We start from the raw sequence: 21,517 nt of genomic DNA, 5'->3' as shown, positions 1-21,517 counted from the left end.
CTATGTTTATTTGTTAAATATGGGATTTGTAATTTCGCAAATTCCAACTTTTTGTTAAAAATAGTATAATTAATTAACTCTGCATTAAAGAGTATGTAACGCTTTTAGTATTTTGCACTTCTTTTAAAATTCAATGAAGTTATATCCAATTGAGGCCGGGAATTTTAAACTGGACGGTGGCGCCATGTTTGGTGTAGTACCCAAAACGCTTTGGTCCAGAACAAATCCAGCCGACGCCAATAATATGATCGATATTGCTGCGCGCTGTTTGCTTATTGAGAACGGCGACCGCCTCACGCTTATTGATACCGGTATGGGGAACAAGCAATCGGATAAATTCTTCGGTTACTATGACCCCTGGGGAAATTACAATTTGGATGATTCGTTAAAAGAGCTCGGGTTTCATCGCGATGATATCACCGATGTATTTCTAACGCACCTTCATTTCGATCATTGCGGGGGAAGCATTCAATGGAACAAAGATCGAACAGGCTATGAGCCTGCCTTTAAAAATGCCATATTCTGGAGTAACGAGCGTCATTGGCAATGGGCCACCCAGCCCAACCGTCGGGAAAAGGCATCATTTTTACCAGAAAATATCCTTCCCATGCAAGAAAGTGGCCAATTGAAGTTTGTGGCCAATCCTAAGACAGACTTTACCGAAGCTCATGAACTTGATTTTGGTATTTTTTTTGTTGATGGACACACGGAAAAACAAATGATCCCGCATATAAATTACAAAGGAAAAACCATCGTTTTTATGGCCGATTTATTGCCAACAGCTGGGCATTTACCCCTTCCATTTGTGATGGGATATGACACCAGACCTTTGCTAACCCTGCCGGAAAAAGAAAAATTTTTAACTGCTGCGGCAGATCACAATTACTATTTATTTTTAGAGCACGACGCTCACAATCAAATAATTACGGTAAAACATACCGAAAAGGGAGTGCGTCTTGACGCCTCCTATACTTGTAATGAACTTTTTAATGAATTGTAAACACATGAAAATTGTAAGAACGTCCCTATTGGCTGTTTCAACAGCCCTTATTTTAGCAAGCTGCGGAAGTAGTGTTGCGCCACTTATTTCAACACCTATAGAGAATATTGATACCCTGCCCTTAAAGACCACCTCGCTAACGGAAGCGCAATACAAGACTTGGGGAGCCTCAGACCTCTTGGCAGACACCATCCCGGGAATGAGTGTGGACAAGGCATACGCCGAATTGCTTTCAAAGCGAAAGGGGCAGAAAGTGATTGTCGCCGTGATTGATAGCGGAATAGATATTGAACACGAAGATCTAAAAAACGTTATATGGGTCAATAAAGGAGAGATCGCCGGTAATGGAATAGACGATGATAAGAATGGATATATAGACGACGTACACGGCTGGAATTTTCTTGGCGATGTGGTCGCCGAGAATATGGAATATGTCCGCTATATAAAAAAGCTAGGCCCTAAATTTGAAGGAAAGACAGAAGCTTCGGTAAGTGCCGCCGATCGTGCCGATTTTATATTATATCAAAAGGCAAAGGCCGAATACGAAAAAGAGTATCAGGAAGCGCTTGGTGCCAAGGCACAATACGAGCAAATTCTAGCTCAGGTAAAGCCTTCACATGCAGCCATCTCAAAGAAACTGGGAAAGGAAAATTATACCAAAAATGAATTGGCCGCCATACAAAACCCTACTTCAGAAGAGCAGCAACATATTGGGGTGCTCACCCAAATGCTCAATTTTGGAGATGCAGTGCCAGAAGTGATCAAACAACTTTCTGAGGGAATCGAATACTTTGGCGGTAGACTGGATACCCATTTCAATTTAGAAAAGGATTTCCGAACGGTTCTAGGTGATAATCCGGACGATATCAACGATAAGTTCTACGGAAACGGAGATGTAGACGGCCCGGACGCCAAAAAAGTAGATGCGCGCCACGGAACACATGTTGCCGGAATTATTGCTGCAGAAAGAAATAACGGCATCGGTATGAATGGTGTTGCTAATAATGCTGAAATTATGGTAGTTCGTGCAGTACCCGACGGCGATGAATACGACAAAGATATTGCTTTGGCTATTCGCTATGCCGTAGACAATGGTGCGAAAGTAATCAATACCAGCTTCGGAAAATACTATTCACCTCATCCGGAATGGGTTTGGGATGCCATTAAATATGCCTCCGATAAGGATGTGCTAATTGTAAATGCAGCCGGAAACGAAGGCTATAACTTGGACACCATTCAGGTATATCCGAACGATCAAAAAGGAACCGGAGCCGAAATGGGTAACACATTTATTACCATTGGAGCGCTAAATTATAAATACGGAAGTGAAATGGTAGCCGATTTCTCCAACTACGGAAAATCGAATGTGGATGTCTTTGCTCCTGGCGTTAAAATCTGGTCAACAACTCCATTAAATACTTACGAATTCCTTCAAGGAACTTCTATGGCAGCACCGGCAGTTAGCGGTGTAGCGGCAATGATCCGTTCGTACTACCCCGGCCTGTCTGCCCAACAAGTGAAGCAGATTTTAATGGACAGCGGACTTTCCTCAAAGACCCCGGTTGTATTAGGGGGAGATGCCTCCAATACCGATAATTTTACCAATATCTCAAAGTCGGGAAAAATGGTGAACTTGTATAACGCCTTGATTATGGCCGATAAAATGTCGAAATAATGAGGTATTTTCTTTTAGGGTTATTGCTTATTGGGGCAACCTCCATTTTCGCCCAAAATACGAATGGATATTGGCAACAAAAGGTCGATTACAAGATGGTGATCGACATGGATGTTGAGAACTATCAATACAAAGGAAAGCAGGAGCTAGTTTACACCAACAACTCTCCTGATACAATTAGCAGGGTGTTTTATCACTTATACTTTAATGCCTTTCAGCCGGGCAGTGAAATGGATGTTCGTTCACGAACAATCACCGATCCGGATAGAAGAGTAGGCGATCGTATCTCGAAATTGACACCTTCTGAAATAGGATATATTAAACCTACCTCCCTAACTCAGGACGGCAAAAAATTGGATTATGAAGTCGTTGGAACGGTGCTGGAAGTTTCATTATACGCACCGATATTACCCGGAAAAAGCACGACGTTTAAAATGGACTGGGATGCCCAAGTTCCATTGCAGATACGGCGAAGTGGGCGTAACAATAAAGAAGGTGTTGCCTTATCCATGGCACAATGGTACCCAAAACTGGCCGAATACGATTTTGAAGGCTGGCATGCCGATCCTTATATTGGAAGAGAGTTTCACGGTGTCTGGGGAGATTTTGACGTAACGATTACAATTGATAAGGACTACACCATCGGTGGAACCGGTTATCTTCAGAATCCCGCAGAAGTTGGTCATGGTTACCAGCTCCCTGGACAAAAAACAATGCCAGCTGTAAAAGGAAAGTTTAACTGGCATTTTATAGCGCCGAACGTGCATGATTTTACGTGGGCGGCCGACGATAATTTTATTCATGACGTCTACAACGGACCCAATGGTGTAGATCTTCATTTCTTTTATAAGAACAAGCCCGAAATTCTGGAAAACTGGAAGAAGCTGCAACCAAAGGCAGCTGAGTTATTGGAGTATTTCAACGAACAAATTGGACCCTATCCATATAAGCAATATTCTATCATTCAAGGGGGAGACGGCGGTATGGAGTACGGTATGTGTACCCTTATTACAGGGGAACGAACATTTGGGAGTTTGGTAGGAGTAACGGCTCATGAAATAGCTCATAGTTGGTTTCAGTTTTTGTTGGCCAACAACGAACTAAAACACGGGTGGTTTGATGAGGGCTTTGCCGATTATATTTCAGACAAGGCCATGGGAGAGGTTATGCAGTATAATGCAGACAATCCACATGTTGGTTCCTATGGTGGTTATATGTCATTGGTTAGAAGTGGTAGGGAACAACCCCAATCCACCCATGCCGATCGTTTTGAATATAACAAGGCATATAGTAATGCGGCTTATAGTAAGGGAGCCGTTTTTGTCGCTCAACTAGGTTATGTGATTGGTGAAGAGAATTTGAAAAAGACACTCAAGCGATATTATAGTGAGTGGAAGTTCAAACATCCAACGCCCAACGATTTTATTCGCATCGCAGAAAAAGTGTCCGGTTTCGAACTGGATTGGTATCTCACCGATTGGACGCAGACCACCAATACGATTGATTACGGAATTGCTTCCGTGATTGAAGAAAGCGGGAAAACCAAGGTCGTCTTAGAGCGCATTGGACTTATGCCAATGCCCATAGATTTATACGTGCAATTTGAAGACGGCACACAAGAAGCATTTTACATTCCCTTACAAATGGCACGCGCCGAAAAAACGAATCCATATCCAATGATGAAACGTACTGTTCTACCGGATTGGGCATGGGCGCATCCAACCTATGAACTTGAAATTGTGAGCGATAAAAAGGTGAAATACCTTTCAATTGATGCTACAGGCCGAATGGCCGACGTACAGCCGAGCAACAATAATTTTGAAGCTCAATAATTTTTAAAATATTATCCTGAAGAAAACCCGATTCCATAGAATCGGGTTTTTTAATAAAGTATTATTGTACTTTTACTTTATGGACTTTAGACTGCCTAAAAACGAAAAGCTGAAAAGCCGAAAAACCATTGAAAGCCTGTTTTTAGAGGGCAAGTCATTGACCAAATTTCCCATTAAGGTGTTCTATGTCCTTGTTGAAAATGAGACGGCACACCAAGTGGCCTTTTCGGTACCAAAGCGAAGTTTTAAATCAGCCGTGTCCAGAAATCGCATCAAACGACAGCTTCGAGAGGCCTACCGCCTTCAAAAACAACTCTTGCCCACCAATAACGGCCCAAAATTTGCGTTGTTATTTTTATACCTTAGTAAGGACAAACCGCAGTACGCTCAATTGGAAGTGGCCATGGGCAAGCTGCTTAAAAACTTAAATGATGAAATTTATTAGCGCGTTGCTTTTTTTGTTTTTTTTAGCATGCGGAGGCCCTACGGGCGATTCTGGAAATTTTGATATCGCTGAAAGTAAGTCGGCGGACTATGAAGAAAGTGAATTTGACGATGTGGTTGAACAATCCCTTGTTCGGAGTGAGGTTATATCGGAACGTGTAGAAATTCAGGAACAAAAAATTATAAAAACAGCAAATCTGGTTTTTGAAACCCAAAATCCGGAAGAAACCCATAAAAAGATTCTTCAGTTAGCACAACAACACAAAGGAATTGTCCAAAACGACAACAGCGGAAAAGGCTATAACCGAATTTTTAGGAATGTAATCATTAGAGTGCCCACCGAGAGTTTTCAGAAATTTATAGACGGTGTTTCTGAAGGTGTGGACTACTTTGACCAACGCGATATCTCGCGACAAGACGTCACTGAAGAATTTGTAGATCTGGAGGCTCGGTTAAAAGCTAAGCGAGAGCTCGAAAAACGATATCTTGAATTGCTCAGTCAGGCTAAAAATGTAAAGGAGATGTTAGAAATAGAGCGCGAGCTGTCTACGATTCGGGAGGAGATTGAAGCAAGACAAGGACGATTAAAATATCTGGAAAGCCGCGTTTCCATGAGTACGATAAGCATCGAATTTTATAAACTCACTTCAGAAACAGGAATCACGCAATCCTATGGGCAAAAAATGAAAAACGCCCTCAAAGGCGGATGGGACGGTATCTCTGTTTTCTTTTTGGGACTCCTATATCTCTGGCCACTTTTCCTTCTTATAGGAATTGGTATTCTAATCCTTCGACGGTATTTGAAACGACGAAAACGAAATCATAATAAATAGAATCGCATGAAAAAGAAAATTATCATTCCTATAATCGCTATTGGTATTTTATTTACTACGGCCGGTTTTAAAAGCGATTTTTTTGAAATTGCCAAACAGATAGAGATCTTCACCACACTTTTCAAGGAGTTGAACATGAATTATGTAGACGAAGTAACGCCGGCAGTTTTGATGGATAAGGCCATTAAGGGCATGTTGGAAGACCTCGACCCATATACGGTCTACTGGAACGAGCAGGCTGTTGAAGATGCATACATTAACAACTCTGGCGTGTATACCGGTATTGGTGCCACAGCCAAAGCCGAAAAAGACAAAATCATTATAGTGGAGCCCTATAAAGACTATCCGGCAGACAAGGCCGGATTAAAAGCGGGTGATGAAATTATTAAAATTGGAGATATTAAGATTTCCGACTTCGAAGACGATGCGGGTGAGTTATTAAAAGGGACACCGAATTCACAAGTAGTACTTACCTATGTCCGACAAGGAAAGACCAATACTGCAACAATAACCAGATCTTCCGTTGACGTAAAAGCGGTTCCTTATTATAAATTACTCAATAATGATATTGGTTATATCGTGCTTTCGGCTTTTAACAGAAAGACGAGTATTGAAACCAAGCAGGCGCTAGATGACCTCAAATCGCAAGGCGCTAAAAAACTTATTTTAGACCTGCGCGGAAACCCAGGTGGATTGCTTAGCGAAGCGATCAATATCGTAAATATGTTTGTGCCGAAAGGCGAGGTTATTACAACCACGAAATCGGTGATCGAAAAATATAATAAAACTTATAAAACCACTCGCGATCCACTTGATGCTGACATTCCGCTGGTCGTCTTGGTAAATGGTCGAAGTGCTTCGGCGAGTGAGATCGTATCGGGCGGCTTACAGGATCTGGACAGGGCTGTTATTGTTGGCGCACGTAGCTTCGGAAAAGGCCTTGTGCAACGTCCAAAAAAACTGACCTATGGCACCCAATTAAAAGTCACCATTTCCAGATATTATACACCTAGTGGTCGTTGTATTCAAGCATTGGACTATTGGAATAGAGACGAAAACGGGGATCCGGTGCGAGTAGACGCCAAAGAATACAATAAATTTAAAACCAAAGGGGGAAGAACTGTCTACGATGGCGGTGGTATTTTGCCCGATATTGAATTGGAAACCGCGGTATTTAGTCCTATCACAACAGCGCTGTTAAAAGACAATGTTATTTTCAATTATGCCACGCAGTATTATTATAGCCATGAGTTGACCGATTGGAGTTCTTTTCGTTTTTCTGAAACCGATTTTCAAGATTTCTTGCGTTTTCTGAAGCAAAACAACTTCAATTACGAAACCGAAACCGAAAAGGAATTCGCCAAAGCATTACGTCGTGCCGAAGACGATGATCTTCAAGGAGAGATTGGCTCCAGTTACAACGCCTTAATGACGGCAATAGATGTTGCCAAGGACAAGGCGGTGGTTTCAAAAAAGGCAGAGATCATGTCGCTGTTAAGTGATGAAATTTTAAAGCGCTATTTCTATCGGGAAGGATTATACGATTATCAAGTGGTACACAATCCCGAAATTTTAGAGGCTGTTTCGGTGCTAAATGACGAAAGTCGCTACAAACGAATACTCAAATAATTTTGGATGCATTCTTAAGCTTTTTTGAAACCATGCCCATCTGGATGAAGGCCGGTTGGGTATTTTTTTGTTTAAGTCTTTTTTGGATTCTCGAAGGGTATTACAGTTTTCGTTCGCTGCCCTATAGAAAATGGAAACACGCAAAGACAAACTTAATTTTTCTCTTTTTCGTCATCCTTATCAATGCGATTTTTGGCATTGCGACTGTTAGTGTGTTTGTATGGTTGCAGGAAAGCCAATTCGGCATCTTACACCTTTTTGAAGTCCCGGTATGGGTAGAATTGTTACTTTCAATTGCAGTATTGGATCTTATTGCGCAATATGGCGTTCATTATTTATTACATCAAGTAAATTGGATGTGGCGCTTGCATATTGTTCACCACAGCGACAAAAATATCGACGCTTCCACAGGAACACGCCACCATCCTTTAGATTTTATAATTCGGGAGGGCTTTGCATTAATCGCGGTTCTTATTATGGGCATGCCTATTGCCTTTTACTTTTTCTACCGTATTTTAAGTGTGCTATTTACGTATTTCACACATGCCAATATTCAACTTCCCTTGTGGTTAGACAAGGGGTTATCCTACCTTATTGTTACGCCAAATATGCACAAATTCCATCATCATTATAAACTGCCGTGGACCGATAAGAACTATGGAAACATGCTCTCTGTGTGGGATCGAATCTTTGGAACCTTTGTGTATGGAAATATGGAGGATATTCGATACGGGCTTGATATTTCAGATACCACCGATGATGAAAATATTATGGTTCAGCTGAGGATTCCCTTTGACAAAACTATCTCATCCAGAAAGACTTAACACAGCATTAACGCAGATTCTCCTTTTTTCTTTGTACTTTACCGCCTATGGTACAAGCAGATAAATTAGAAGGAGTTGAGGCAATAAAAGATTCAGTTGCTTATTTAGAGAACAAGGGCTTTGAAAATATTCAGGCCGACATTGAAGGATACGAAACTCCAAAGTCGTATCACAAGAAAGGATCGGATATAGTAATTACTCCCGATATTGTTGCGGAGCGTGCCGGAATTAAGCATTATTTCGAAGTGAGTTTAAAGTCGCAGACACCAACACTTTTAAAGTCTAAATGGCGGTTTTTAGATGTGCTTTCCAGAATGCGCAATGAGCGATTTAGAATCATTACACGCCGAGGGCACTACAAATTCACAAATGAAATGCTGGAAGATCTGAATCTTAAAAAGGATCTTATTAAACTGTAATCATTGCGACATGTGGAATACCGTCTTCTAGGTATTCTTTTCCTGTCACTGTAAAACCGTGTGCTTCGTAAAACTTAATCAAATACGTTTGAGCGGATAGTTTTATCGTATCGGTATGAAACTTTTCTTTGATGGCTTGTTTTGAGGCTTTCATGATGCTGTGTCCGTAGCTGTGCTCTCGTTGGTTTTGCTGAACAACAACGCGACCAATTGCCGCCTCATTAAAATAGATCCCCGGAGGAAAGCATCGTGTATATGCCACAATCTTGCCGTCTTTCTTTCCCAACACATGAATTGCTTTAGCATCCTTCCCATCGATGTCTTGATAGACACAGTCTTGTTCTACCACAAACACTTCACTGCGTAATTGCAAAAGGTCGTGAAGCTCATAAATAGTTAATTCGTCAAATGTTTTTACCGTAATTTCCATTCTAGTCTTGTATTATAAGATCTTTTGGGTCGTCTTTTTGATATTCAGGCTGCAAATTGATGTGGTTGATTCCAAATTCATGGTATAATACTTCCTCAACCTTATCGGATATTTCATCAAATTGTGACAAAAGAATATCTTCAAAGAATTCTACATGCGCTTCCAAATGAGTTTCATTCTCGTTTAACTGCCAAATATGCACGTGGTGCACGTTCTTTATTTCGGGGAAAGTAGTAATAGCCTCACTAATTTTTATCAGATTGATATCATCCGGTGTAAAAAGCATAAGCACTTTAAAAGAGCTTTTCAGAAGTGCATATCCCATAAACAAAAGGTAAACGGCTATTAACACCGTTAACACACTATCCACCCAAAACCAACCAAAATACTTCATCAACAAACCACCGATCAATACCGCCACAGAAGCCGACATATCCGTAAATAAATGCAGGTAGGCGGAGCGCATATTCATATTTTCCTTGGCGTCTTTTCGAAGTAATAAAACACTTAGACCGTTTGCTACAATTCCCAGTAACGCTAACCAAATTACAAGTCCGCTCTTAATTTCCTGGGGGTGTAAAAACCGAACCACTGCTTCGTAAATAAGATATGCCGCTACGATCAACAGGGATAAAGCATTGACAAATGCAGCAATTATTTCGGCGCGCTTATAACCGAAGGTTCTTCCGAAAGAAGCTGCTTTTTTTGAATAGCGATCAGCAACATAACTTACCACTAGAGAGATTACATCGCTAAAATTATGTAAAGCATCACTGAGTAGAGATAAACTCCCCGAAATCAAACCACCAATTACCTGAGCAACGGTAATGAGAATATTTAGGACTATGGAAATAAGCAGATTCCGCCCTTTTACATCATGATGGGAATGACCGTGCGAGTGAGAATGTGCCATTTAAATGAATTATGAACAGGATATTTTATCTACCCGTCTTTGGTGTCGACCTCCTTCAAAAGGAGTGTTTAAGAATGTTTTTACCATTTCTACAGCCTGAGGTTCACTTGTAAATCTAGCGGGGATACTTAACACATTTGCATCGTTGTGTTCCCGAGCTAAGGCGGCAATTTCTTTGGTCCAACAAAGTGCTGAGCGTACTTTCTGGTGTTTATTAGCGGTCATATTCGCACCGTTTCCGCTTCCGCAGATAATAATTCCGAAAGCCACCTCTGTATTCGCTACATCGGAAGCTACTGGATGTACATAATCGGGATAATCCACACTGTCGTTTGTATTGGTTCCGTAATTAATAACTTCGTGTCCCTCGCTTTCTAAGTAGGATACAATGGTGTTTTTATACCCGGTCCCTGCATGATCATTTCCAATAGCTATTTTCATAATACTTGTTTTTACAAAGATATTGTAAATGTGTGAGTTTACTATTTATTAATGTTTAGGTAATTATAAAGTTAACAACAGTGTTAATATTTGTTGATAGAATAAGAAGAAAAAAACTTGCTTTACTCGAATCATTTTACAATACCAAATAAGTATTTTAATACCCTAATTTTTTTAAGTACAGTTATTCAAATTCTATAAGTACAATACATTGAGATTCGAACAAATATTTTTAAAAAACTTACAAAAAAATACACTAAATTTAAGTTGTTGACAGTTGTTAATGATTGAATGAAAAGAGTTGTTTTTCAATTGTTTTAGCTACTTATATCTTGTTTATAACCTATCAAAAAATAGCGATAACTTAAATTCAAAACATCTTTAATAAAAGTTATACCAACTATTAACATCCCATAATAAACACCATTTATTAATTTTAAATTTTAAAAAGAAAAGATGTATATGTAATAGTTGTTGATAAGAAGATTTTAAACAATCCTTAGATTAGAAGAACCATCTAACTCTTTAATTATTTTTTGAGCAGCTTCGATATCTTCAAAATGGACTTGAAGTCGAATTCCGCCAAAAGCATTTGAGTGAAAGGGTAAAACCCCAATCATGGTTTCGTGTAGAAAGACATGGCGAATATCATGTTGCTCAAGTAGAAGTCGCAACACGGCATATTCGCTAGGAAAAGTAAAAATAGCAATGGTTTTAAAATTTTCCATATATGTATTTCTGAAGTCTTACCAAGGTACTAAATCTTTATTAATATTCAGGAGCTATTGATTTATAAAACGTACTTTTACAAACATTAATAAAAACATATGTCGCAAAGGAAAAAGAAGCGAAGAAAACAATCAACTGAAGGACTTACCGAAAGCATAGTAGCCATACTCCGAAAAGATCACTCCAAACCAATCAACTACAAGCAAATTGCAACAAAATTAGGAGTAGATGATCCAAGTAGTAGAAATCAGATAATTAAGAAATTAAAAGAACTTCAAATTAAAAATACCATTCAAGAAATTGAACGAGGTAAATATATTCTTACCCCATCTCAAAATTATTACACCGGAAGAGTAGATATTGCCGGTCGTGGACAGGGGTATGTTATAGTTGAAGACCTAGAAGAAGATATCCTTGTAAAAAACAAGAATCTCAACAAGGCCTTGCAAGGTGATACCGTCGAAGTCTACGTGTTTAAGCGCCGAAAGGGTGGAAAAACAGAAGGGGAAATTACAAAGATTTTACAACGAAAACGAACTGAGTTCGTCGGGACGATTCAGGTGATGGAAAATTTTGCCTTTGTCGATGTGACCGATTATAAAATGTATACCGATATCTTTATTCCGAAAGCCAATATAGGTGACGCAAAGAACGGAGAAAAGGTGTTGGTGGTAATGGAAGACTGGCCCGAAAAGGCAGACTCTCCCTTTGGAAGGGTGATCAAAGTGTTGGGAATGCCCGGAGAACACAATACAGAGATTCATTCTATTTTAGCTCAATACGGACTACCATACGAGTTTCCAGCCGAAGTTGAAGCCTTTGCTAATAAGCTCGATACAACAATTCATGCTGAAGAAATTCAGAAAAGAAGAGATATGCGTAGGGATCTCACTTTTACGATCGATCCTAAAGATGCGAAGGATTTTGATGATGCCTTGTCATTTACCAAACTCGAAAACGGCAATTATGAAATTGGAATACATATCGCCGACGTATCTCACTACCTGCAAACAGGAACGGTTTTAGACGACGAGGCATACGAACGCGCCACATCGGTTTATTTGGTGGATCGCGTGGTACCTATGCTTCCTGAAATACTTTCAAACGGAGCTTGTTCACTTCGCCCAAACGAAGAAAAATATACGTTTTCGGCCGTTTTTGAAATAAATAATAAGGCTGAAGTGCTTAAAAAATGGTTTGGAAGAACAGTGACGTATAGTGATGCCCGCTTTTCGTATGAAGAGGCACAACATATTATTGAAAACCCCACAGATACTTCTCATACTATTCCTTCGGAAATATCAATTACCGATAAAAGTTATTCCGTTAAAAATGAAATTGCTGAAGCTATTTTAGAATTAGACCGGCTGGCAAAAATACTTCGGAAGGATAGAATGCGACAGGGTGCTATTTCATTTGACAAGTTAGAAGTGAAGTTTAAACTTGATGCAGATAATAACCCTGAAGGTGTTTACTTTAAGGAAAGTAAGGATGCTAATAAATTGATCGAAGAATTTATGCTATTAGCCAACCGCAGCGTTGCCGAATTCATTGGAAAACAAAGCAAGAAGAAAACCTTTGTATACCGGGTTCACGACGAACCCGATGATGAAAAGATCGCGGCTCTAGAGAATATCATAAAACGCTTTGGATACAAACTAAACACCAGAGACAGAAAAACTACCGCGGCCTCGTTAAACAAACTACTGAGTGATGTAAACGGAAAGAAAGAGCAGAATTTAGTGGATACACTTGCTATTCGCTCCATGAGTAAGGCTGTTTATACCACCAATAATATTGGTCATTACGGCTTAGCCTTCGATTATTACACACACTTTACCTCGCCAATACGCCGGTATCCCGATGTGTTAGTGCACCGGCTTTTACAGCGTTATCTAGACGGAAAGGACTCTGCCAAAGAGGAAAAATACGAAGAATTGTGTGGGCATTCCAGCGATATGGAAAACCTTGCCTCTAATGCAGAAAGGGACAGTATTAAATATATGCAGGTAAAGTATATGCAGGATCACCAGAATGAAGACTTTTTAGGGGTAATCTCCGGGGTGACCGAATGGGGTGTTTATGTTGAAATCATATCTAATAAATGTGAGGGAATGGTTCGTTTACAGGATATCCGGGATGACCACTATGTATTTGATAGAGAAGAATATGCCGCTATTGGACAACGCACAAAAAATGTATATCAGCTTGGTGACGAGATCTATGTAAGGGTAAAAAATGCTGATTTGGTTAAAAAGCACTTAGACTTTACCATGCTGGGGCATCGAAATGAATACCAACCCAACCGAAAAGGCTAAAAATATTCGTACTTTTACCACACTATGTTCGATGGTTTGTGGTATGCTGTTTTTTATGGGTTTCTACTCGCATTTGCAGTAGGCCCCGTGTTCTTTACCCTCATTGAGACCAGTATTACCAAGGGATTTAAAGCAGGGCTTTTCTTCGATTTAGGCGCCATCTTTGCCGATATTATTTTTATTCTTTTCGCTTATTTTAGTACCAGTAAGATCTTAGACAAGGTGAAGGATGACCCTGGCTTACTTATTTTTGGAGGCGCCATCTTGATAGCCTACGGGATCATCTCCTATATTCGAACGGCCAAATCGTTTATAAAAATTGCGCGAGAACACTATGCAGTAAAGGTGAAAAAGAACCTGGGAGGGCTGTTTCTAAAAGGGTTTCTTCTGAATTTTGTAAACTTTGGTGTACTGGCCGGATGGATTGGAACCATCATTATGGCAAATGCCTTAACCACTTCCAAAAATGGAGTTGTGCTATTCTTAACTACTGTTTTTATTACTTTTTTTCTCACCGATCTTTTAAAAATTACACTGGCAAAGAAGCTGAAGAATAAAATGACCCCACGCTTTATCTTTAAGACCAAAAAGTGGGTGAGTATCTTAATAACCGGTTTTGGTGTTTTAATGCTACTACAAGGTATTTTTCCAAATGAAGTAAAAGCAGGTCTGGAAAAGATTCCGGGCCCTGTACACTCCATTGAAAACCAGATAGATAATAGTCAATAAAAAAACCTCCAGTAAACACTGAAGGTTTTTGAGGCATCAAGCGGATTCGAACCGCTGTAGAAGGTTTTGCAGACCTCTGCCTAGCCACTCGGCCATGATGCCTTAGATGAGCGCAAATGTAAATAAATTTAACCGAAAATTCCTATTAAAATAGCTATTACCTCATGGACTGCATGGTAACACTTACCTCTGCAACGTCACCTCCAATGGGAGGATTTACTTTTGCCACCGTTACCTTTACCGTGTTGACCAAAGGAATTTCTTTAAAAACAACAGCGATGATTCGTTGTCCGACGTGTTCTAATAATTTAGACCGAATTGCCATTTCGTTTTTTACAATTTTCTGAAGATGCACATAATCCACGGTATCAGTTAGCCTATCGCTTGTTGCAGCCTTTGAAAGATCTGCTTTTACCGACAGGTTAACCAGATAATCGGACCCTATTTTTTCTTCTTCAACCAAGCAACCGTGAAAGGCGAATATCTTGATGTTTTTTAATCGGATGGTACTCATTTAAAAAGTTTTAGCAAAGATACTTTTTTCTGTTATTTAGTTACCTTTGCCTTTTATTTTTAACCATGTCAGAAGAAAAAGAATCTCTCAATTTTATTGAGCATATCATAGAAGAAGATTTGAAAAACGGAATGGATTCGAAGGACCTGCGCTTCCGATTTCCACCCGAACCCAATGGATATCTTCATATAGGGCATACCAAGGCTATTGGAATTAGTTTTGGATTAGGTGAAAAGTACAACGCACCCGTCAACCTTCGTTTCGACGATACCAATCCGGCCAAGGAAGAGCAGGAATATGTGGACGCTATTAAACACGATATAAAATGGTTGGGTTATACATGGGAAAACGAATTGTATTCGTCCGATTATTTTCAACAATTATACGATTGGGCAGTAAAACTAATCAAAGAAGGGAAGGCTTATGTAGACTCACAATCCAGCGAGGCAATGGCCGAACAAAAAGGAACACCAACCCAACCGGGCGTCGAAGGGCCTTATCGAAACAGAAGCATTGAGGAAAACCTCGATCTATTCGAACGGATGAAGAACGGTGAGTTTGAAGAAGGAACCCATGTGTTGCGTGCTAAAATAGACATGCAGCATCCCAATATGCTTATGCGGGACCCGCTCATGTATCGAATTTTAAAAAAATCACACCACCGTACAGGGAATACTTGGTGTATCTACCCGATGTACGATTGGACCCACGGGGAAAGTGATTATATTGAACAGATAACACACTCCCTCTGTTCTTTGGAATTTAAACCTCATAGAGAGCTATACGATTGGTTTTTGGACCAGGTTGTGGACGCACACAAATTACGCCCTAAACAACGTGAATTTGCACGTTTGAATCTAAGCTATACGATAATGAGTAAACGAAAATTGCTCAAATTGGTAGAAGATGGGGTTGTGAACGGTTGGGATGACCCTAGAATGCCGACTATTTCCGGCCTGCGCCGAAGAGGATACACCCCAAGTGCTATTCGTAAATTCGTCGAAACGGTAGGAGTCGCGAAGCGCGATAACGTCATCGATGTAGCGCTTTTAGAATTCTGCATTCGAGAAGATCTAAATAAAACTGCCCCACGTGTGATGGCGGTATTAGACCCTATTAAACTAATTATCACGAATTATCCCGAAGGCAAGGAGGAGTTCTTAGAAGCTGAGAACAACCAGGAAGATGAAAGTGCAGGTTTTAGAAAAGTGCCTTTTTCAAGGGAGCTTTATATTGAAAAAGACGATTTTAAAGAAAATGCCAGCAGCAAGTATTTTAGACTGACACTTGGTAAAGAAGTCCGACTTAAAAACGCCTATATCATCAAGGGGGAGAAGGTTGTAAAAGACGATCAAGGAAACATTGTTGCAGTGCATTGCACCTATGACCCCGATTCTTTAAGCGGAAGCGGGACAGAGGCAAGTCTGCGAAAAGTAAAAGGGACCTTGCATTGGGTTTCGGTAAAGCATGCTATAAAAGCGGAAGTAAGGGAATACGACCGATTGTTTTTAGACGAAGCCCCCGACAGCCATGCAGACAAGGATTTTATGGAGTTTATTAATCCGGAGTCACTGAAGGTGATCGATGCCTATGTAGAACCAAGCCTGAAAGGAGCAAAAATAGGAGAGCGTTTCCAATTTCAACGCATCGGCTACTTTAATGTGGACCATGATTCCACAGACCAGCAGCTGGTGTTTAATAAAACAGTAGGCCTACGCGATTCCTGGGAAAAGCAAAAACCGGTTGAACAAAATGTCCAAAACCAACAAAAGAAATCTTCTCAACAGCCACAGCGTCCGGCTATTGAAGTAATCAAACAATTGGGCAAGAAATACACCAATTTACCTCCAGAGAAGCAATTAAAAACCAAGACCCAAATAGAGCAATTGGCCCAACAAGTAAGCTATGATGAATTAGCACCGCTTTTTGGCACGAGTACAAAAAAAACGGGCACTCGGATAGCTGCTATGATAAGCCTTCGTGTATTATTAGCACAAGGCTTAGATAAGAATAGCGCAATCGACATATTTGTTCAACAAGCACTTGAAGACAAGGATGCGCTGCTTGTCGCTGAGGCAAAAGCGATATTGTAGAATAATAAAATGACATTTAAGAAATAAGCCCTTCAAAATTTGAAGGGCTTATTATTAATATTTAAGGTCGTCACCTTCTGCCGGTCTTGGCGGAGGAGTTTTCCGCTTTTGTTTTGTTATGCCTTTGGCGGCATTCTCTTTTTTCATCTGCTCACCAATTTGGTTACTCGCTACAAAGGAAGCGATCATATCGTTTAACATATTGCTTCCTGCCTGCGGAGAATTAGGCAGCAGGATTAAATTGGTATTCGTTTCCTCGCCAATCGACTGCAGCGTATCGTAATGCTGGGTAACCACGATCAAAGCAGAAGCTTCTTGTGAATTAATACCTACATTGTTCAATACATCCACACTTTCTTCCAGTCCGCGAGCAATTTCACGACGTTGATCTGCGATCCCCTGCCCCTGAAGTCGTTTGCTTTCGGCTTCGGCACGCGCCTTGGCAACAATCTTGATACGCTCTGCTTCGGCTTCGTATTCGGCTGCGACTTTTTCACGTTCGGCCGCGTTGATTCGGTTCATGGCCGCTTTTACTTGCACATCGGGGTCAATATCGGTTACAAGCGTCTTGATAATATCGTAACCATAGTTAATCATTGCTTCATTTAATTCAGTTTTAACAGCAATAGCGATATCATCCTTGCGTTCAAATACATCGTCCAGCTTCATTTTGGGTACTTCGGCACGCACCACGTCAAATACGTAGGACGTAATCTGGTCGTGCGGATTCTCCAATTTATAAAAGGCATCGTACACTTTTTCCTTGATCACTTGAAATTGTACCGAAATCTTTAGACGCACAAATACGTCATCCTTGGTCTTGGTTTCCACCATAACATCCAATTGCTGAATCTTTAAATTAACTCGCCCTGCAATACGTTGTACAATCGGAATTTTAAACTGTAATCCTGATGTTCTAATACTGTTAAATTTTCCAAAATTTTCAATAAGAGCAGCCGTTTGTTGCTTGACAGTGAAAAAGGAAGATAGAAGTAAAAAGAAGAAAATGATTCCGATAGGAATCAATAAAATAATAAAACCACCCATAGTTTTTGAAATATTAAGTTAATAAGTACGTTGAAGATACGAAAATAAAGCTATTTTAGCCTGCCCTATTATCAATAAACCTCACACTTTATGAGTCTGAAGAACCTATTATTTGTTACTATTTCCATTCTATTTTTACAACAACTAACCGCTCAGAGAAATTACGAAGAATATAACAGGCTGGGACTCAATGCAGGGCTTACAATATTCGACATCAATACCGACGACTTCAATACGAAGCAAGCCATTGGGTTTATGGGGGGCTTTACCACCAGAGGATCTTTCAGAAATAATTTCGACCTTATTTACGGACTCAATTATTACAATGCCGAAATTGAGATCTTTGCTAGAGACATAGGGGATGTTTCAGGAACATTCGATCAGCAGTATGTACCGTATTCTATACAATCGGCACAATTAAATTTTTTAGCCAGTTACAACATTATAAAGCATCATTTAAGTATAGAAGTTGGCCCGGTTCTCAATGTGAATGGCAAAATGAAGCTGAAAAGCGACCGTTACGAAAACTATATAATAGATGGGTACAATACGTTACGGGCGAAAGATATTCAGGATATTTCTAAGATCAATTTTCATGTGCTGGGAGGGCTTACTGCCGGACTAGAAAATTTTCGAATTAGTGGCCACTACCAGTACGGTGTAACTAATATGCTAAAAAACCTAAACGATAAAAACTTGGAGAACAAGGATTTTGAAGGGCATGGCTCCACCATCGTTCTTATGGCGATTATCTATTTTTAGGAGATCGTTTTCAACGCATTTTCAATACGCTTGATTGTTTCTTCCTTCCCAAGCAATGCGGCAATATCAAATACTTCGGGTCCTTTCATTTCTCCTACTAAAGCCAATCGCAAAGGCATCATTACTTTTCCAAAGCCTATTTCTTTTGAAGTGATCCATCCTTTAACGATTTCTGAAAGGTTTGCCGCCGAAAAGTCGGACGTCTGTTTTAATAGTGTGATAACTTCTTCAAGCAAGGCAGGGGTGTCTTGCTTAAATGCTTTGGCCGAAGCTTTTTCGTCGTATGATACCGGGGTTTCAAAAAAGAAACTTCCCTGATCCCAAAGATCTTCCACAAAGGTGGCGCGTTCTTTCAATAGCGAAACAATTTTTGACAGATTCAATGTGGTTTCTATGCCCTTTTCAGAAAGCAATGATTTAAACTTAGCGGTTAAAACAGTTGCTTCCATTTCCTGTAAGTATTGGTGCTGAAACCACTTGGTCTTTTCGGGATCAAACTTAGCCCCTGCCTTATGTACGCGCTCCAATTCGAAGGCTTGGCACAATTCCTCCAAACTAAAGATCTCTTGTTCCGTCCCCGGATTCCACCCCAAAAAGGCCAACATATTTACGACCGCCTCGGGCAAATAACCATCCTCCCGATAGCCTGAAAACACATCACCTTCGGCTGTTTTCCATTCCAAAGGAAAAACAGGAAAGCCCATTTTATCACCGTCACGTTTACTCAACTTCCCCTTTCCTTCCGGTTTCATAATAAGGGGTAAATGGGCAAATTGAGGTGCCTGCCATCCGAAAGCTCGGTATAATAATACATGCAGCGCCAGAGAAGGAAGCCACTCTTCACCGCGAATCACATGCGTAATTTCCATCAAATGATCGTCTACGATATTGGCCAAATGATAGGTAGGCATGCCATCGCTTTTAAACAATACTTTATCGTCCAGCACATGGGTGTCGATGGTCATGGTACCCCGAATCATATCATTTAGGGAAAGCGTTTCCCCTTCTGGCGATTTAAATCGAATAACGTATTCTTCGCCTGCGGTGAGTTTTGCCTGTACATCGGTCTCGGAAAGGGCTAACGAATTTTTTAGTTTTAGTCTGTTATGCCAATTGTAAATAAAGGTTTTCCCCTTTGCTTCATGGTCTTTTCTATGGGTGTCGAGTTCTTCGGAGGTATCGAAAGCGTAGTAGGCATGACCTTTGGCGATAAGTTGGTCTGCGTATTCCTTGTATAGACCTTTGCGCTCACTCTGCCGGTAGGGCCCGTATCCTTTTTCCTTCCCGGGGCCTTCATCAAAGGGAATATTAAGCCAGTCTAATGCCTCGATAATATATTGTTCTGCACCTTCAACGAATCGGTTTTGGTCGGTATCCTCAATCCGGAGCAGAAAATCTCCTCCGTGCTTTTTAGCAAACAAATAATTGAACAAGGCGGTTCTTACTCCGCCAATATGTAAGGGTCCGGTTGGACTTGGGGCAAAACGTACGCGTACTTTTTGAGACATAATTCTTTTTCTAACAATACGAGGGCAAAGGTACTAATTATGGAAGAGAAAGTTTTGAGAGAATTGTTATCTTTCACACATAATAAAACTTATGAAAAACACCGCTTTCACTTTGATACTAATATTTTTTTCCATTACTGTTGTTGCGCAATGGGAGAATGTGGGACAGGTGATTTATGGGGAATCTGGAGAAATAACAGGAGGTTCTGTAAGTTTTAATGAAACAGGAGAAAGACTGGTTTTATTCGATGGCAATGTAAATGGCGATCCAGGAGGTATGGCGCGTGTGTTTGAACTACAAAATGGAACCTGGATTCAACTGGGACAGGGCGTTGTTGGCTTTTCAGGAGACTTACAATCTGCAGGTCCTGTTAAAATGAACGCAACAGGAGATCGATTTATTTTTAGCTCTCCAAGTAATGATTCTAACGGAGTTCAGGAATCTGGGATTGTAAGGGTATTTGAATTGGTTGGAGGAAGTTGGGTTCAATTAGGACAAGATTTGAATGGCGAAATTGAAGGCGATTACTTTGGATATGCTGTTGATATTAGTGATGATGGAGAAACTATAGCTATTGGAAGCCCTCAAAATATTTTGAATGGCCCCGGGTATGTTAAAATCTTTAATTATATAAATGGTGTATGGTCGCAAATTGGCAGTTCCCTTTTAGGGTTAAATCCTGAGGATCAATTTGGACAATCGATTTCATTGAGTGCCAACGGAGATAAGATTGCTATCGCCGCTCCTCAAAATGACAGCACTGGAAATGATTCGGGCCTTTTACGGATTTTCGAATTGCTGAATAATGAATGGGAACAATTAGGAGGCGATATTTTTGGAACAATTGAAGAGGATAATTTAGGGGGTTCGATTTCTCCGGGAACTACACCTTTAAGTCTTAGAGGAAATAGCGTGGCTGTTGGTGCACGCGGAGGCATTAACAATCCGGGTTATGTAAAAGTATATCGGTATCAAAACAATAGTTGGGAATTGCTAGGACAGCCAATTGTAGGTTTGGAGAATAGTTATGGTGCTTCATTGTGTTTTAATGAAGCGGGAAATATACTCGTGATATCAGACCCTTTTGAAAGCTTGGGAACTGGGATTGTTCAGGTTTTCAGATTGATTAATACTACGTGGCAGCAGTTTGGTGAAAGCATAGAAGGCGATGGGCAATCAGATGTATTTGGGCTATCAATCGATTTGAATTCTCTCGGGAATAGAATTTTGATAGGCGCTCCTTTTAATGATGGCAATGGAGCAAATTCCGGGAAAGTAGTGGTTTTACAAAATGATGATATTTTACAAGCTTCCGATTATATAAGTAACGGAACGGCCCTTTACCCCAATCCCAACAGAAATAGTTTTTCCATATA

The 21,517-nt window shown here is 40.3% G+C and carries 19 protein-coding genes, 1 tRNA gene and 1 pseudogene; 13 read left to right on the top strand and 8 right to left on the bottom strand.

The features are described from left to right. Positions 1–133: 133 nt before the first annotated feature. The 8 genes from K8F54_RS13305 to K8F54_RS13270 all read left to right on the top strand — a co-directional run bounded on the left by K8F54_RS13305 (position 134) and on the right by K8F54_RS13270 (position 8,656). Positions 134–1,000, top strand: coding sequence for an MBL fold metallo-hydrolase (locus K8F54_RS13305; protein WP_290791756.1), 867 nt, complete (start codon positions 134–136; stop codon positions 998–1,000). Between the two features lie 4 nt (positions 1,001–1,004). Continuing rightward, positions 1,005–2,675, top strand: a complete 1,671-nt coding sequence (locus K8F54_RS13300; protein WP_290791754.1) for a S8 family serine peptidase — start codon at positions 1,005–1,007, stop codon at positions 2,673–2,675. Continuing rightward, a complete protein-coding gene (locus K8F54_RS13295; protein WP_290791752.1) occupies positions 2,675–4,507 on the top strand; it encodes a M1 family metallopeptidase in 1,833 nt (610 codons plus the stop codon). The genes K8F54_RS13300 and K8F54_RS13295 overlap by 1 nt, the downstream gene beginning before the upstream one ends. 79 nt (positions 4,508–4,586) lie before the next feature. Next, positions 4,587–4,952 carry a ribonuclease P protein component gene (gene rnpA / locus K8F54_RS13290; protein ID WP_290791750.1) on the top strand — a complete coding sequence of 122 codons (366 nt, stop codon included), beginning with the start codon at positions 4,587–4,589 and terminating at the stop codon, positions 4,950–4,952. Beyond that, positions 4,939–5,784: a DUF4349 domain-containing protein gene (locus K8F54_RS13285; protein WP_290791748.1), complete on the top strand. Its 846-nt coding sequence runs from the start codon at positions 4,939–4,941 to the stop codon at positions 5,782–5,784. The genes rnpA and K8F54_RS13285 overlap by 14 nt, the downstream gene beginning before the upstream one ends. A 6-nt stretch (positions 5,785–5,790) precedes the next feature. Next, on the top strand, positions 5,791–7,413 hold the full coding sequence (locus K8F54_RS13280) for a S41 family peptidase (protein WP_290791745.1): 1,623 nt from the start codon (positions 5,791–5,793) through the stop codon (positions 7,411–7,413). Positions 7,414–7,415: 2 nt separating this feature from the next. Then, positions 7,416–8,237 (top strand): sterol desaturase family protein, encoded by an 822-nt coding sequence (locus tag K8F54_RS13275; protein ID WP_290791743.1) that lies wholly within the window; start codon positions 7,416–7,418, stop codon positions 8,235–8,237. Positions 8,238–8,284: 47 nt separating this feature from the next. Continuing rightward, positions 8,285–8,656: a hypothetical protein gene (locus tag K8F54_RS13270; RefSeq protein WP_290791742.1), complete on the top strand. Its 372-nt coding sequence runs from the start codon at positions 8,285–8,287 to the stop codon at positions 8,654–8,656. Here K8F54_RS13270 and K8F54_RS13265 read toward each other — a convergent pair. The 4 genes from K8F54_RS13265 to K8F54_RS13250 form a co-directional block, all read right to left on the bottom strand. Next, complete coding sequence (locus K8F54_RS13265) at positions 8,646–9,086, bottom strand: GNAT family N-acetyltransferase (protein ID WP_290791740.1); 441 nt, start codon at positions 9,084–9,086, stop codon at positions 8,646–8,648. The two genes, K8F54_RS13270 and K8F54_RS13265, sit on opposite strands and share 11 nt — an antisense overlap. A gap of 1 nt (position 9,087) precedes the next feature. Beyond that, the gene (locus K8F54_RS13260; protein WP_290791738.1) at positions 9,088–9,999 is read right to left on the bottom strand and encodes a cation diffusion facilitator family transporter; all 912 of its coding nucleotides are present in this window, start codon (positions 9,997–9,999) and stop codon (positions 9,088–9,090) included. A 9-nt stretch (positions 10,000–10,008) separates the two neighbouring features. Further along, positions 10,009–10,440, bottom strand: a complete 432-nt coding sequence (gene rpiB, locus K8F54_RS13255) for a ribose 5-phosphate isomerase B (RefSeq protein ID WP_290791736.1) — start codon at positions 10,438–10,440, stop codon at positions 10,009–10,011. Positions 10,441–10,928: 488 nt separating this feature from the next. After that, positions 10,929–11,168: a DUF2007 domain-containing protein gene (locus K8F54_RS13250; RefSeq protein ID WP_290791734.1), complete on the bottom strand. Its 240-nt coding sequence runs from the start codon at positions 11,166–11,168 to the stop codon at positions 10,929–10,931. Positions 11,169–11,267: 99 nt separating this feature from the next. On the opposite strand from K8F54_RS13250, the gene rnr reads away from it, so the two are divergent. Beyond that, on the top strand, positions 11,268–13,487 hold the full coding sequence (rnr, locus tag K8F54_RS13245) for a ribonuclease R (RefSeq protein ID WP_290791732.1): 2,220 nt from the start codon (positions 11,268–11,270) through the stop codon (positions 13,485–13,487). 24 nt (positions 13,488–13,511) lie between these two features. Further along, positions 13,512–14,216 (top strand): LysE family transporter, encoded by a 705-nt coding sequence (locus tag K8F54_RS13240; RefSeq protein WP_290791730.1) that lies wholly within the window; start codon positions 13,512–13,514, stop codon positions 14,214–14,216. 31 nt (positions 14,217–14,247) lie between these two features. Here K8F54_RS13240 and K8F54_RS13235 read toward each other — a convergent pair. Together K8F54_RS13235 and folB are read right to left on the bottom strand one after the other, a co-directional pair. Next, positions 14,248–14,318, bottom strand: a tRNA-Cys gene (locus tag K8F54_RS13235). Between the two features lie 55 nt (positions 14,319–14,373). Continuing rightward, complete coding sequence (gene folB / locus K8F54_RS13230) at positions 14,374–14,730, bottom strand: dihydroneopterin aldolase (protein WP_290791728.1); 357 nt, start codon at positions 14,728–14,730, stop codon at positions 14,374–14,376. 65 nt (positions 14,731–14,795) lie between these two features. Here folB and K8F54_RS13225 point away from each other — a divergent pair, with 65 nt between their 5' ends. Then, entirely contained in the window at positions 14,796–16,823 is a 2,028-nt protein-coding gene (locus K8F54_RS13225) for a glutamine--tRNA ligase/YqeY domain fusion protein (RefSeq protein ID WP_290791726.1), read from the top strand. Between the two features lie 54 nt (positions 16,824–16,877). On the opposite strand, the gene K8F54_RS13220 is transcribed toward K8F54_RS13225, so the two are convergent. After that, complete coding sequence (locus K8F54_RS13220; RefSeq protein ID WP_290791724.1) at positions 16,878–17,870, bottom strand: SPFH domain-containing protein; 993 nt, start codon at positions 17,868–17,870, stop codon at positions 16,878–16,880. 90 nt (positions 17,871–17,960) lie between these two features. Between K8F54_RS13220 and K8F54_RS13215 the strand changes: the two genes are divergently transcribed. After that, complete coding sequence (locus K8F54_RS13215; RefSeq protein WP_290791722.1) at positions 17,961–18,632, top strand: outer membrane beta-barrel protein; 672 nt, start codon at positions 17,961–17,963, stop codon at positions 18,630–18,632. On the opposite strand, the gene gltX is transcribed toward K8F54_RS13215, so the two are convergent. After that, positions 18,629–20,140: a glutamate--tRNA ligase gene (gene gltX / locus K8F54_RS13210; RefSeq protein ID WP_290791720.1), complete on the bottom strand. Its 1,512-nt coding sequence runs from the start codon at positions 20,138–20,140 to the stop codon at positions 18,629–18,631. The genes K8F54_RS13215 and gltX overlap by 4 nt on opposite strands. Positions 20,141–20,252: 112 nt before the next feature. On the opposite strand from gltX, the pseudogene K8F54_RS13205 reads away from it, so the two are divergent. Continuing rightward, positions 20,253–21,517 (top strand): annotated as a pseudogene (locus K8F54_RS13205) (hypothetical protein); the annotation flags it as partial.

Source organism: Altibacter sp., assembly GCF_019913785.1.
Taxonomy (GTDB): domain Bacteria; phylum Bacteroidota; class Bacteroidia; order Flavobacteriales; family Flavobacteriaceae; genus Altibacter.
Note: the sequence above shows the minus strand (reverse complement) of the source record. Positions and strands in the feature narration are given on the sequence as shown.

Coding starts and splice junctions, on each gene's coding strand:
- K8F54_RS13305 (WP_290791756.1), top strand. CDS start 134: ATGAAGTTATATCCAATTGAGGCCGGGAATTTTAAACTGGACGGTGGC.
- K8F54_RS13300 (WP_290791754.1), top strand. CDS start 1,005: ATGAAAATTGTAAGAACGTCCCTATTGGCTGTTTCAACAGCCCTTATT.
- K8F54_RS13295 (WP_290791752.1), top strand. CDS start 2,675: ATGAGGTATTTTCTTTTAGGGTTATTGCTTATTGGGGCAACCTCCATT.
- rnpA (WP_290791750.1), top strand. CDS start 4,587: ATGGACTTTAGACTGCCTAAAAACGAAAAGCTGAAAAGCCGAAAAACC.
- K8F54_RS13285 (WP_290791748.1), top strand. CDS start 4,939: ATGAAATTTATTAGCGCGTTGCTTTTTTTGTTTTTTTTAGCATGCGGA.
- K8F54_RS13280 (WP_290791745.1), top strand. CDS start 5,791: ATGAAAAAGAAAATTATCATTCCTATAATCGCTATTGGTATTTTATTT.
- K8F54_RS13270 (WP_290791742.1), top strand. CDS start 8,285: ATGGTACAAGCAGATAAATTAGAAGGAGTTGAGGCAATAAAAGATTCA.
- K8F54_RS13265 (WP_290791740.1), bottom strand. CDS start 9,086: ATGGAAATTACGGTAAAAACATTTGACGAATTAACTATTTATGAGCTT.
- K8F54_RS13260 (WP_290791738.1), bottom strand. CDS start 9,999: ATGGCACATTCTCACTCGCACGGTCATTCCCATCATGATGTAAAAGGG.
- rpiB (WP_290791736.1), bottom strand. CDS start 10,440: ATGAAAATAGCTATTGGAAATGATCATGCAGGGACCGGGTATAAAAAC.
- K8F54_RS13250 (WP_290791734.1), bottom strand. CDS start 11,168: ATGGAAAATTTTAAAACCATTGCTATTTTTACTTTTCCTAGCGAATAT.
- rnr (WP_290791732.1), top strand. CDS start 11,268: ATGTCGCAAAGGAAAAAGAAGCGAAGAAAACAATCAACTGAAGGACTT.
- K8F54_RS13240 (WP_290791730.1), top strand. CDS start 13,512: ATGTTCGATGGTTTGTGGTATGCTGTTTTTTATGGGTTTCTACTCGCA.
- folB (WP_290791728.1), bottom strand. CDS start 14,730: ATGAGTACCATCCGATTAAAAAACATCAAGATATTCGCCTTTCACGGT.
- K8F54_RS13225 (WP_290791726.1), top strand. CDS start 14,796: ATGTCAGAAGAAAAAGAATCTCTCAATTTTATTGAGCATATCATAGAA.
- K8F54_RS13220 (WP_290791724.1), bottom strand. CDS start 17,870: ATGGGTGGTTTTATTATTTTATTGATTCCTATCGGAATCATTTTCTTC.
- K8F54_RS13215 (WP_290791722.1), top strand. CDS start 17,961: ATGAGTCTGAAGAACCTATTATTTGTTACTATTTCCATTCTATTTTTA.
- gltX (WP_290791720.1), bottom strand. CDS start 20,140: ATGTCTCAAAAAGTACGCGTACGTTTTGCCCCAAGTCCAACCGGACCC.